General features: G+C 65.4%; 12 protein-coding genes. 7 read left to right on the top strand and 5 right to left on the bottom strand.

All coding sequences use genetic code 11. The annotated features are described in order from the left end of the window. Positions 1-3: 3 nt before the first annotated feature. Entirely contained in the window at positions 4-1,383 is a 1,380-nt protein-coding gene (locus tag LN996_RS13260) for a serine/threonine-protein kinase (RefSeq protein WP_231340843.1), read from the bottom strand. 223 nt (positions 1,384-1,606) lie between these two features. Beyond that, complete coding sequence (locus LN996_RS13255) at positions 1,607-2,248, bottom strand: TetR/AcrR family transcriptional regulator (RefSeq protein ID WP_231340842.1); 642 nt, start codon at positions 2,246-2,248, stop codon at positions 1,607-1,609. 112 nt (positions 2,249-2,360) lie between these two features. Here LN996_RS13255 and LN996_RS13250 point away from each other — a divergent pair, with 112 nt between their 5' ends. The 5 genes from LN996_RS13250 to LN996_RS13230 all read left to right on the top strand — a co-directional run bounded on the left by LN996_RS13250 (position 2,361) and on the right by LN996_RS13230 (position 8,286). After that, positions 2,361-3,818 (top strand): cytosine permease, encoded by a 1,458-nt coding sequence (locus LN996_RS13250; protein ID WP_231340841.1) that lies wholly within the window; start codon positions 2,361-2,363, stop codon positions 3,816-3,818. Then, a complete protein-coding gene (locus tag LN996_RS13245; protein WP_231340840.1) occupies positions 3,815-5,023 on the top strand; it encodes a serine hydrolase in 1,209 nt (402 codons plus the stop codon). Before LN996_RS13250 ends, LN996_RS13245 begins: the two co-directional genes overlap by 4 nt. Further along, positions 5,020-6,645 carry an amidohydrolase gene (locus LN996_RS13240; protein WP_231340839.1) on the top strand — a complete coding sequence of 542 codons (1,626 nt, stop codon included), beginning with the start codon at positions 5,020-5,022 and terminating at the stop codon, positions 6,643-6,645. Before LN996_RS13245 ends, LN996_RS13240 begins: the two co-directional genes overlap by 4 nt. Positions 6,646-6,709: 64 nt before the next feature. Further along, a complete protein-coding gene (locus LN996_RS13235) occupies positions 6,710-7,705 on the top strand; it encodes an alpha/beta fold hydrolase (protein ID WP_231340838.1) in 996 nt (331 codons plus the stop codon). After that, positions 7,693-8,286: a histidine phosphatase family protein gene (locus tag LN996_RS13230; protein WP_231340837.1), complete on the top strand. Its 594-nt coding sequence runs from the start codon at positions 7,693-7,695 to the stop codon at positions 8,284-8,286. The genes LN996_RS13235 and LN996_RS13230 overlap by 13 nt, the downstream gene beginning before the upstream one ends. 31 nt (positions 8,287-8,317) lie before the next feature. Here the strand turns inward: LN996_RS13230 and LN996_RS13225 are convergent, their stop codons facing one another. From LN996_RS13225 to LN996_RS23800, 3 genes are all read right to left on the bottom strand, one after another. Then, positions 8,318-8,911, bottom strand: coding sequence for a hypothetical protein (locus tag LN996_RS13225; protein ID WP_231340836.1), 594 nt, complete (start codon positions 8,909-8,911; stop codon positions 8,318-8,320). Positions 8,912-9,091: 180 nt separating this feature from the next. Further along, positions 9,092-9,376, bottom strand: coding sequence for a hypothetical protein (locus tag LN996_RS13220; protein ID WP_231340835.1), 285 nt, complete (start codon positions 9,374-9,376; stop codon positions 9,092-9,094). A 17-nt stretch (positions 9,377-9,393) separates the two neighbouring features. Further along, positions 9,394-10,038 carry a TetR family transcriptional regulator gene (locus tag LN996_RS23800; protein ID WP_231340834.1) on the bottom strand — a complete coding sequence of 215 codons (645 nt, stop codon included), beginning with the start codon at positions 10,036-10,038 and terminating at the stop codon, positions 9,394-9,396. A 113-nt stretch (positions 10,039-10,151) separates the two neighbouring features. On the opposite strand from LN996_RS23800, the gene LN996_RS13210 reads away from it, so the two are divergent. Next, on the top strand, positions 10,152-11,726 hold the full coding sequence (locus LN996_RS13210) for an APC family permease (protein ID WP_231340833.1): 1,575 nt from the start codon (positions 10,152-10,154) through the stop codon (positions 11,724-11,726). Next, positions 11,727-12,629: a carbon-nitrogen hydrolase family protein gene (locus tag LN996_RS13205; protein ID WP_231340832.1), complete on the top strand. Its 903-nt coding sequence runs from the start codon at positions 11,727-11,729 to the stop codon at positions 12,627-12,629. Positions 12,630-12,763: the final 134 nt, after the last annotated feature.

Below are 12,763 nucleotides of genomic sequence, written 5' to 3'. Positions count from 1 at the left end.
GGACTACTTGTCGGAGCCCTTCAGCTGGTCCTTTTCAGACTTCTTGTCGCGTTTGCCTTCACTCTTTTTATCGCCGGCATCCTTGCCCGTTAGGGGCGCTTGGACGGCGGTTTCCTGGACGGCGGTTTCTTCGAGGGCGGGCGGCTGGAGGGCAGGGGCTGGAACCTGCTCCGGCAGGGTCGTCTCCGGAAGACCGACCACTTCTGCCGGCACGGCCTCCGCGGGCTCCGGGCCAACGGGTGAAACCGGGACGTCGGGCACGCTGGGCTGCGGTTCTGCCTGTGAGACGCCGGGATCAGCAGGCTGTGATGGATCCGCTGTGTTGTTGCCTGTCGGAATGATGCCCTGGGAGAAGATCAGCAGGGCGAGCGGAATGGTCACCGCGGCAGCCGCGACGCCCCGGACCGTCTTGGGCCGCCGCTTGGTCAAGGCGCGGAGGCCGGTAACGGTCGCCTGCTTCCGGGTCGGCGGCCTAAGCGGGGGCCGGGACGGCACCGACGGCAGAACCGCAGTCCTTCGTCCCGACTGGATCCCCTCAGCAGAAAGCGCCTGCTCGACTTCATGCGCCCCCGGGCGGTTTTCGGGATCCATGTCCGTCATTGCCTCAAGGAGCGACCGCAGCGGGGCGGGCAACTCCAACGGGATCTGCGGTGCCCGGTGCAGGCGGGCCGATGCGGTTTCAATAGGTGTCCCCGGAAACTCGGCCCTGCCCGTGAGGCATTCCAGGAGAACCAGGCCCAGCGAGTAGATGTCGCTCGCGGGAGTCAGCGCCAGGCCCTGTGCCTGCTCCGGGCTGAGGTACTGGGCGGTGCCAACGGTGAAGCCGGTAGCGGTAAGGCGGTTGTTGTTCATCACCAGCGCCACGCCGAAGTCCGCCAGTTTCACCGACTCGCCCAGCCCGTCGTCGTCGGATACCAGGATGTTGGCTGGCTTGATGTCGCGGTGGATGACTCCCTGCGCGTGAACCTGCGACAGCGCTCCGGCAAGCCGGATCCCGATGCGCGTGGTCTCAGGAACGGTGAGGGCTCCTTCGGAGAGCACGGCCCGCAGGTCCCGGCCTTCGGCCAGTTCCATGACCAGATACGCGCGTTCTTCGTCGTTCCTCGTGTCGACGCCGGCATCCAACGCCGCTACCAGCCCTGGATGGTCAAAGGAAGCCAGAAGCCTCATTTCGGTTTCTTGGCGAGCGCGGAAAGAGTCGTCCCCCGAGCCGGGCAGGAAGATTTTGATGGCCACCTCGCGGCCGAGCAGCAGGTCTGTCGCCTGGTACACGGCGGACATGGCCCCCCTGCCCAGGATTGCGCCCAAGTGGTAGCGGCCGTCCAGTGTTTCGTCGATGGAATCGGGGACGCGGGAGTCCACGGCCTCGTCATTGTTGCCCACGAATTGTCACGCCCTTCAGGCCCACTTGGGTGTCACGGACCTGGGTGCTGTCCGTCGTTACCAAGCAACGCCGTCATACAAACTTCACGGTAGTCGCCCGGCCGCCTGCTTCAGCCACTGCGACTTGAGCAACCCCCAGCCCGATACAGCATCATCCGGTTTCGCCGGATCAGTCATCAGGATACTGATTAAACGGCCGGAAGGACAATGCGACGGCCCTTCATCAGGCCCCCCGCAGCCGGTCAACGGCCGCACGGAGCGTGCCCGCGCGCACGCCCAGCGACCATTCGGCCACATCCGTGACGAACCGCGTGAAGGCTTCATAATCGAATGAACCCGCATTGTTCGCATAGGAACCCACTCCGTCGATCGCCACCCAGATCCGGATGCAGGCCGCGAAGGGATCCTCCACCACGAAGTCGCCGGAGGCAACACCATCCTCGATGAGGGCGGTCAGCCGGGTGCGATCCAGGTATTCCTGGGCCAACATTGCCTCCCCCAGGGCCGGAGTAAACCGGCAGAGGTGCCTTGCGTTGAGCCACAACCGGGTGAGCTCAAGGGCGCCACTTCCTTCGATGCGCGAAATCAGGTGGGCCATGCGCCGGAGGGGTGTCCCGGCGTCGGGAAACAGCTCTTCCCGCTCCTCCGAGACGGCGCGGACGAAGGCCGCGATCACCAGGTCCTCGGCGGCGGGATAGTAATGGCTGATCAGCCCGGGCCGAACCCCCAGCTTGTCAGCTACGGCACGGAGGGTTATCCGCTCCAGCCCCTCATTCAGGGCGATGGAAGCGGCCTCGGCAAGGATCTCGGCGCGGCGCTCGTCAGGTAATTTTCGGACGCGTTGGGATGTGGGGCTTGACACCATGCCCCACATTCTATTGGATAAGTGACCAATAGCACGTTGGTCGCATGACCAATAGCGTCGACGGACCGGTATCCCAGCGTTGCGAGCCGGTCCTTGCCCGAGAGGAACAGCGTTGTCCCAGCCCCATTTGACCGATCCGGCCAGTTATCCGGAGCCACTTGCCCACCCCGAGACCCGCGGCATTGAACTCATCGAAGCCTCAGAGCGGCACGGCCGCGCCCGCGATCTCTTCCCTGTCTGGGCGGCCCCCAACGTCAGCGTCCTGAACTTCACCGTTGGTGCATCGCTGATCCTGCTTGGCCTGGATCTTTGGCAGGCCCTCCTGGTCATCGTCGCCGGCAGCCTCCCCTGGATCCTTACCGGCATCGTGGCCACGAGTGGCCCGGCCGCAGGAACATCCGGGTCCGTGATTACCCGCGCCATCTACGGAATCCGCGGCAACAGGGTGATTGTCGCCTTCTTCGGCTGGTTCATTTCCGCCGTCTTCCTGGCCCTGAACTGGCTCGCGTCATCGTTCATGGGCGCTGAACTCCTGGCACAACTTGGCTTCACGGATCCCGTGGCCGGGCCAGTGCTGGTCACCATCGTCGTTGCCGCAATCACGGTGCTGGTGGCGGTATTCGGTCACACCCTGATCCTGCGCAGCTACCCCGTAGTGGCCTCGGTCCTGTTGGCCGTATTCCTGCTGGTCACGGCCTTCGTCCTGCCGCACGTGCAATGGGGCTACACGGCCCCGGCACCCTTGGAAGGCGCACCGCTCTGGTCTGCGATGACCATCGGTTTCGCCATCCTGGCCTCCACTCCGCTCTCCTACACCAACAGCCCCGACCTCGCGCGCTATCTCCCACAGTCCACCAAACGGTCACACATCATCGCGGCCACGGCCCTGGGCGGCGCCCTTCCCTGCATGTTCTTCACGGCCGTGGGTGCACTTCTGGCTACCGGCGTCAGCGCAGCGGCCATGGACCTCGGCATCGAATCGGCACTCCTGGCCCTGCTCCCGGCATGGCTGGGTCCCATCTTCGTGGTGGGGGTCATCATCAACACCATCTCGCTCAACGGCATGACCACCTACACGGCGAGCATGGCATTCCAGTCCATCGGCGTACCGATCCGGCGCATCCCGTCCGCGATGGTGGTCGGAGCGATCGGCACAGCGCTGACCATCTACCTCGTGATGTCCACAAGCCTCCTCGATGCCGTCAACCTGATGTTGCAGCTGCTGGTCCTCATCTCCGGGCCCACCATGACGATCTTCGCCGTGGACGTCATTCTTCGCCGCAACCGCTACGACGGCGAGGAGCTGTTCAACGAGAAGCCCGGCAGCCCCTTCTGGTACAGCGGAGGCTGGCACATCCCCGGCTTGCTGGCCGTCATCCTCGGCGCCGCCGTCGCGTCGCTCTTCCTCACCAACGCCGTGTTCACCGGCCCCATCGCAGCGGCCATGGGCTTGCTGGACCTTTCCGTGCCGGTGTCCGTGATCGTCACCGCCGGGGTGTACATCGCCTTGGTCCCCGCCCTGCGCCGCACCCGCGGCAAAACACCCGTCCCCGAAGGAGCCCGAGCATGACCACCACTGGAACCCATCCCGCGCGATACCCCGGCGCCGCCGGCCAACCCACCCTGGACACCTGGCAGGAGGGACCGCACAACCGCTGGACGTTCGCGCACCTGGGCGAGCTGCTTCCGACGGCGTCAGTCTCCCGCCGCTTCCCGGCCGCCCCTGTTGAGGCTACTGACAGATTGGATGCGTTGGCGCTCCCGGGCCTGAGACGCCGGCTCGAAGAGACGTTTACCGACGCCTTCCTGGTCCTGCACCGCAACCGCGTCATCGCGGACTACTACAGCCCCGGCTTCGCCCCCGATGACCGACATTTGGTGATGAGCATTTCGAAGTCGATGTGCGGCCTGGTTGTCGGTGCATTGATTGACTCCGGAGAGATCGTCCCCTCCGCCCGCGTAGTGGACTATGTTCCCGAGCTCACCGGATCGGCCTATGACGGACCCACCATCCAGCACGTGCTCGATATGGCCATCCACCTCAACTACAGCGAGAACTACGTGGACCCGGCCTCTGAAGTGCAGACCCACGACCGCTCCGCCGGGTGGCGAACCCGCCGCCCGGGCGACCCCGAGGACACCTACGCGTTCTTGGCCACGCTTACCGGCAACGGCACCGTGGGCGAATTCCAGTACTGCTCGGCCAACACGGACGTCCTCGCTTGGATCATCGAGCGGGTCACCGGCCTCCGCTACCCGGAAGCCCTCTCAAAGTATCTTTGGTCCAAGCTCGACGCGGATCGGGACGCCACCATCACGGTGGACACTGCCGGCTTTGGCTTCGCGAACGGCGGGGTCTCCTGTACCGCCCGCGACCTCGCCCGGGTGGGGCAGTTAATGCTCGACGCCGGAAACGGTCCAGGCGGCAGGGTGGTGTCCGAGGGGTGGGTCCACAGCATCCTCGAGGGCGGGGACCCCCAGGCCATGATGGATTCCTCATTCACCGCGATCCACCCTGGCGGTTCCTACACCCGGCAGTGGTGGTGCACCGGCAACGAGCGAGGCAATGTGACGGGGATCGGAATCCACGGCCAATACCTTTGGATCGACCCCGCCACGGATACCGTGATCGCGAAGCTCTCCACCTGGCCGGAGCCGGAAAGCGACCAGCTTCACGAACGTCAGAACCAGTTGCTGCTGGACGTCAGCCGATCCCTGGACCAGCCCTCCGCAGCAGAAGAAACAGCACCGGAAAGCAAGGAAAACGCAGCGTGACCACCCAGCTCTACACCAATGCCCGCATCTTCACCTCCGATACCCGCCGCTGGGCCGAGGCCTTGCTGGTCCAGGACGAACGGATCCTCTACGTCGGTGACGCGGACACTGCCGTACGCCTGCGCCCGGACGCCGATCGCCTGGACCTTGAGGGCCGCTTGGTGGTGCCCGGGTTCGTGGACGGCCACGCACACGTGGTCGGCACCGGCGAAGCCTTGGGGCAGGTCAGCCTGTGGGGTGCCAAGTCCGTGGAAGAGATCCAGCAACGGATCAAGGCACGCGATACCGGACACCCGGACGTGGACCGCATCCTCGCTACCGGCTGGCTGCATGGCGCAATCCCGGGCGGTGTACCGGACGCAAGGATGCTCGACGCCGTCGTCCCGGACAAGCCCGTCTATGCCTTTGCCTACGACTTCCACTCCGTGTGGGTGAACACTGCGGCGCTGGCTGAACTCGGAATCGATGACCACACGTCCAACCCCCACGGCGGCACCATCAAGCGCGACGCCCACGGTCACGCCACGGGCTATATCGACGAGAACGCCTTCTATGACATGGTGCTGCCATTCCTTGATGCCCAGGTCAGCGAGAGCGAACACACGTCCAGCATCACCGCCGTCCAGCAGGCCTATCGAGAGACCGGCGTGACCACCGCCTGCGACATGGGCTTCAACGAGACCGACCTTGAAGCGTTCAAGCGTGCTGACAAGGACGGCACACTGACCAGCCGCCTCATCGCCTACTGGCGGGTGAACAACACCGGCTCCGTGGAGGAAAACCTCGCCCAGGTCCAGCGGGCGGCGAGTCTCGCCGTCGAGCATGAATCGCCTTTCCTGCGCGTGGTGGGGATCAAGGTGATCATCGACGGCACCATCGATGGCTGCACTGCCACCCTTGGCATGCCGTACGCCGACGGGTCGAACGCTGAACCGATCTGGAGCCTCAAGGAACTCGCGCCCGTGGTTGCCGCGGCCGACGCTGCCGGCTTGAAGGTGGCGATGCACGCCATCGGGGATGAATCGGTGCGGATCGCCATCGGAGCCGTGGAACACGCCGTGGCGGAGAATGGCCCCCGCGAACGCCGTCACCGGATTGAGCATCTTGAGTTGGTGGACAGGGCCGACATCGATCGCCTCGCCGCGCTGGGAATCACAGCCAGCATGCAACCGGTCCACGCCGATCCTGCCATCAGCGAAAACTGGGCCGCCAAGCTGGGCGACGCCCGGGTGGAGCGCGGATTCGCGTGGCCGTGGATCACGGATGCCGGCGCCCGGCTCGCTTTCGGCACGGACTCCCCCACGTCCCCCCACGCCCCGCTTCCCAACATGTACGTGGCCACCACACGTGCGTCGGCCTTGGATGCCTCAGCGGGCACCAACGTCCCGGAATTCGCACTGCCCCTGGCCGAATCGATCCAGCACGCCACCCGTGATTCCGCGTGGACGTGCGGAGCGGAGAATGACATCGGCCGTCTTGCCGCCGGCCTGTACGCAGACTTCGTGGTCCTGGACACCGACGTTTTCGCCGCAGACAATGCTGGAGCGCTCTTGGAAGCAAAGGTCCTGCGGACGGTGGTGGGCGGGCGCACGGTCTACGAAAAGGACCAGTCAGCAGGCTAGGAAGGCCCTGCCGATCCAGGACGCCCGCTGCTCCGAATCACGGTCAAAGGGTGAGGAGCAGCGGGTGGTCACGGACGTTCTGCAGGAAACGGCGGCATCGCGCAGCGCAGCAGTATCGCGCAGCGCAGGGTTTCACCGCGAGGTGATCGATACCGCACTGGGCCCGTGCGCTGTCCGCGTACAGGAAGCCCCCGACGCACGCAGCCACATCGCCGATGTGTACCTTCATGGCGCTGCGGGATCCTGGACAACGTTCCTGCCACTGCTGTCCGACTCCCCCGAACGTGACCGCGTCCTCATCGACCTGCCCGGCTGGGGCGACTCCACCGAAGGTGCGCGGCTTGGGCCCGCCACCGTCGAGGCCATGGCAGGGACCGTCGTCGAGGTCTTGAACGGCCTCGGATACCGCAAGTGGAACCTTGTGGGCCATTCCATGGGCGGCGTCATTGCCCTGCACATTGCTGCGGAGTGGCCCGGGCAGACCCTCAGCGTAGCGGCGGTTTCGGCCACCATGCTTGGAGTGGCCGAGGCGGCCCGGCAACCATGGCGTGGGCTGTTCCGGATACCGTTTTTTGTCGTCATGATCCTTCTCATGCGCTCCACCGCAGTCTTCGGAAAGGCAGGGAGGGCACTGATCCGGTTGGTGGGGAACACGCCATTCATGCGGCTGCTCCTGTCGCCGCTGTTCGCGGACCCTGCAGCCATCCCCGCGCACGTCATCCGGAGGCTCGCACGCGAGGCCCGTCCCGCTGCGTTCTCCGCGGCGACGCGGGCCGTCGCTCAGTACGATTTTGCCCAATGGCGCAGGATCAGCTGCCCGGTCCTTGCCACCCGCGGAGAGTGCGATGCGTTCACGCCCCAGTCCGACCTGGATCAGTTGGCTTCCCTTGGATCCCATATCCGGACAGTGACAGTGCAGGGCTGCGGACACTTCGCGATCGCCGAGCAGACCGCCGTCGTTCAGCAACTGCTGGATGAGACGTACGGCGACGTGACATACGGCGACGTGACATACGGAACTGCGGCCGGGCAGGCCCGCAAGGCACAATGGACAGCATGACCCTCACAACTTTCGCCCTCGTCCGCCACGGCCAAACCGACTGGAACGCCGAGCGCCGGTTGCAGGGTTCCACCGATATTCCGCTGAACGACGTCGGCCGCGGCCAGGCGCGCGACGCCGTCGCCGTCCTGTCGGATCGCCAGTGGGACGCAGTAGTGTCCTCACCGCTGGGTCGCGCTGCGGAGACGGCGGAGATCATTGCGGAGGGACTGGGCCTGAAGGTTTCCCGCCTGGTACCCGAGCTCACCGAACGCAGCTTTGGGCCCGCAGAGGGACTGCAGGCAGGTCCCGAACTGGAGGCCCTGCGCATCCCCGGCGGTTTCCGCGGCGGCGAAAGTGACGAAGCCGCCGCCGATCGGGGCATTACTGCCCTGGAAGAACTGGCCGAAGAATTCGCCGGCAAGCGTGTGCTGGTGGTTGCCCACGGCACGCTGATTCGTTTGACGCTCAACCGCGCTATCGGCCGGACCCTGGACGGTGTCCAGAACGCCGCCCTCAACCTGGCCCACCACGATGCTACGGACGGCTGGCAGCTGGAGTACTTCAACGGCGAGCGCGTCACGGCCGACGTCGGGGCGTAGCGGCGCACCGGCAGTCAGCGACGCGACGGGGCTAGCCGTTGGTGGGGCTCTGGACCTGCCCGCTCAGAGTTGCGGCCAGCAACCGGTCAAAGCTGGCAATTCCGTTGCGTGGGGAGACGGCCGTGATGACCGCACGCCATCGCTCGGGAGCATCGTCCTCAACTGCCAGGACCCGTTGCACCTGGAGTCGCAACCCGGGCATCCCGCTGACCAACAGCGGAAGGGCCTCGCCGCTCCTGGCCAGATGGCGGAGTTGCTTCGCTGACAGGTCTTCGTGGGTGCTGCCCGTGACCTCATGGATCGTGTCATTGATCCGCGTGGTGAGGCGCCGCATGAAGGTCCTCCGGGCTGCCACCGCGGGGACCGTGAGGATGCCGGCGAAGGCCACCGTGAACAATGCCACGGAGCCGACGTTCCTGAGTCCCGTCATGAAGACCATCATGGTCAGCGCCACCATCATGCCGAGAATGCTGAAGAGGACAAACCTGATAACCGGGTTGTCGCCAGGCTTCCTCTCCTTGTCCACCGAACGGAGCCGGGTGGTGAGGCTGGCTGCGGCGTCATCCAGCCGTTCGAGGAATGCAGCACAGTTGTCCGGGGGCGGAACGTGGTCCTGTTGGTTCATGGGCCACCCCGCCCACCTCGAGGATGGCGCTGCGCCTGCCCGCCGGAAGGTCCGGCCCCGCCAATGAAGCGGGAGCCTGGCAAGGAAAACCCTCCCCGAACGCCCATGTCACGAGGATAGAGGCTCCGGGACGGTTCTCATAGGCCCGGGCGTACGCCTGTGGTGGTCCGAGCCAACTCCCTACCTGGCTTCGAGACGCGCCTTCAGCTGCTCCGTGTAATCCGGGTAGGCGGCAGCGATCTCTTCGAGGTCAACCGTCTGGGGGAAGTCGATCACCGGCTGGTGTTCCGCCAAGTACGTTGTGGTTTCGCCAACAACCAGTTGCTCATCGAATCCGTCCAGTCCCGCTTCCGCGAGGAATTCCGGGTTGGTGTGGACCAGGGATTCGCCGGTTTGGCCTTCCGATGCCCAGCGCACCAAGTATTCGTTGTGATTCACAAGTTCAATGTCGAACGTCTTCTCCATGGCAGCAGCCTACGCCTTTACGTGGTGCGGGCTGGCCCGCTCCGGAGGCCCATGAGGTCCAACAGGGTCTCGGTCTTCAACCCCAGGAGCGAGGCGGCGAGGCTCCCCATCAGGTCCAGTACGTACTCGCTGCTGGCACTCCCGGCCAGCACGTCCATCACCAGGCCGTCTTCCTGGGCAACCAGGGTCCGGGCGATCTTGTCCGGGTGCAGAAGGGGCGAGAATTCGCCCGAGCGGGTTCCGGCGTCGATGATTTCCCGGTAGACGCGTTCCTGGGCGCTGGTGAGCTGTTCCTGGATCCGGCGCTGCTCGGGGTCGCGCAGCATGTGGGGCCAGTACTCGTAGAGGATGCGGGAGACGTCGTCGTCGAGTCCGGCGGTGGTTCCCGCACTGATGACGGCGGCAAGCCGGGCTGTGGGGTCCATTCCCGGATCAACAGCTTCTGCGAGCTTTTCCAGGAACCTGTCCGAGGATGCGTGCACGGCGGCAGCGATGATCTCGGCGTGGCTGCCGAAATAGTAGAGCACGGCGTTCGCGGCCATACCGGCTTCGGCGGCGATGGCGCGCAGGGTGGCCCCCTCGGCGCCGTCACGCGCGGCCACGGCCTGGGCTGCAGCCACGATTTCCTGTCGCCGGATTTCCTTCTTGTCGACCCTCGCCACTGCCGCTCCCCTGTGGACCCTTGAAGATTTCTGTTGACATTGACTCTAGACGGGTATTGAATGGCATTCAAATTTGAATGTGATTCAAATTACTGATTCAACGAGGAGTCTCCGTGTCACATCCCCCTTCCCCACCCATGGTCACCAAGGACCCGGCACCCAAGGACCCCGTCCCTGGGGATCCAAGCTCCAAGGGCCTCAAAGCCGGGTCCATCGGCATCGGCCCCACCGTCGCCCTCGGCCTGGCTGCCGTCGCCCCCGCCTACAGCTTGGCCGTCACGCTCGGATTCGTAGTCCTGGCCGTTGGCGCAAGCACCCCCGCTGCGTTCCTGCTGGGATTTGTCCCGATCCTTTTCACGGCGCTTGCCTTCAGGGACCTGAACAAGGAGATGCCTGACTGCGGCGGTGTTTTCGTCTGGATAACCCGCGTTTTCGGCCCAGCGGCAGGCTGGTTCCTCGGCGGCTGGGTTCCCCAGATGGCCACCTTCATTGCGAGCGCGGCGCTGGCCCAGGTGGCCACCACCTATCTGCTCAACTTCTTCGGCCTGGCGTGGATCGCCGCGGAGCCCATAGCCGTTTCTGCCATTGCGTGCGGGCTGGTTGTCCTGAGTGCATGGATCGCGGCGAGGGGGATCGAGCTCTCCGCGTGGGTCCAGTACGCGCTGATTGCCCTGCAGCTGGTGGCTCTCGGCGGATTCTGCGTCGCGGCCTTCACCGCAATGGCCGCGGGGACCTCCGCCGGAACGGCAGAAGGCGGCAGGCAGCCAAGCCTGGCCTGGTTCAATCCGTTCGCATCCGGCGACATGTCCGGACTCGTGTCCGGAGTCATCCTGTGCCTGTTTATCTACTGGGGCTGGGACGCGCTGATAGCCGTGAATGAAGAAACCACCGACCGCAAGGGAACACCTGGCAAGGCCGTTGTCATCACTACCGTCATCCTGCTGTTCTTCTACGTCGTGACCGCCACGGCCGCCGTCGGATTCGCCGGAACCGCGGGGATCACCGACCCGGAAACCGTCTCGGACGTCCTCTCGGTCCTCGGCCCGCAAGCTGCCGGCGAGGTGTTTGGCCACGTCATCATCCTGGCAGTAGGCGTCTCAGCGTTGGCGGCCCTGATGACCGTGGCAGTCAGCACGCCCCGGACCTGGCTGAGCATGGGCACTTACGGTGCGCTTCACCGGGCAACCACGCGGATGCACGCCAAGCGCGGAACCCCCACCACCTCCATCATCTGGTGGGCGGTCATCACCATGGCAATATCGCTGGGATTGACGGCCATCAGCGCCGACTTCATCGGACTGGCCATCCTCTCGGTGGGGCTGATGATCGCGGCCTACTACGCAGCCACCGCACTGGCCTCGGTGGTGTACTTCGCACCGCTGATGCGCACCTCCGCATCCGCCGTGATCCTGAAAGGCATCCTCCCCGGCCTCGGCGCCATCCTCATGATCGGCGCGTTCGCGTACAGCGCCGTGGACATGCTGTCCCCGGAGTACGCCGGCCTGTCCTGGCTGGGCATCGGCTCGGTGTTCTGGATCGGCATCGGCGCCTTGGCCCTCGGCCTTGTGGTCACCGCGGTCTTGAGGCCCAGGCTCCGTCCCTTCTTCTCCGGCAAAACGATTCCCCGCGGAAACGTCACTACCCGCCACCAACTTCTATCAATTCTCAGCAACGATACCGAGGCATAAATGCGCATCCTGTCCATCGCAGCAATCCAGACCAACCCCGTCCCGCACGACCTCGAGGCCACGTGGGCACGGTTCGAGGCCCAGGCCGAGTCGGCCAAGAGGCTCGGCCCCGACGTGGACGTCATCGTGGTTCCAGAGCTCCTGCTTTCGGCACCGGGCGAGTTCCTGATGCCGGACCCGGAAGGCGAAACCCGCTCCGCCGCTCCGATCCCCAGCCCGTTGACCGACCGCATTTCGGCACTGGCCCGCAGGCTTAATGTGTGGCTCGTGCCAGGCTCGTTGCTGGAAACAGACAACGGGAACACTTTCAACACAGCCATCGCCGTTTCACCGCAAGGCGAGATCGTGGCCCGCTACCGGAAGCTCTTCCCTTGGCGGCCGTTCGAAACCACCACGCCCGGAGATTCGTTCGTCACGTTCGACATCCCCGGCTGCGGACGCATTGGCCTGGCCATCTGCTTCGACGGCAGCTTCCCGGAAGTGGCGAGGCAGTTGGCCTGGCTGGGCGCCGAAGTCATTATCCAGCCAACCCTCACCACCACACGGGACAGGGCCATGGAGATTGTCATGTCCCAGGCCAACGCCTTCGCCAACCAGGTCTACGTGGTGAACGTCAACGGCGCGTCCCCGTCCGGGGTTGGCGAGAGCGTCATCGTGGATCCCGAGGGCACCATCATGCAGCATGCCCGGGGTGGGGAAGAGATCCTCTTTGCCGTCCTGGACCTGGACCGCGTTACCCAGCTGCGCCGTTACGGAACCCACGGCATCAACCGCCCGTGGACCCAACTCCGTGACCAGGAAGGCCTGTTGTCCTTCCCGATGTTCGGCGGCGCCCACTTCCAGTCCCCGGATTGGAACGAGCCCAGCACGGCGGGCCAGCGGAGCACGGCTGCACCGGCCTGACCAGCCCCGGCTTTAACTGGAGAAGCGGGGGGGGGCGGGGGCCCGCGGCGGGGCGGGGGGGGGGTGGGTAGCGGGTGGGGGGGAGGGCGAGCGGATGCACGACCCGGGGGGCGGGGCCGCCCCGGAGGGGGGGG

Origin of the sequence: Arthrobacter sp. AK01, from assembly GCF_021109375.1 — a bacterium.
Lineage (GTDB): Bacteria > Actinomycetota > Actinomycetes > Actinomycetales > Micrococcaceae > Arthrobacter.
This window is presented reverse-complemented; position numbering and strand designations above follow the sequence as displayed.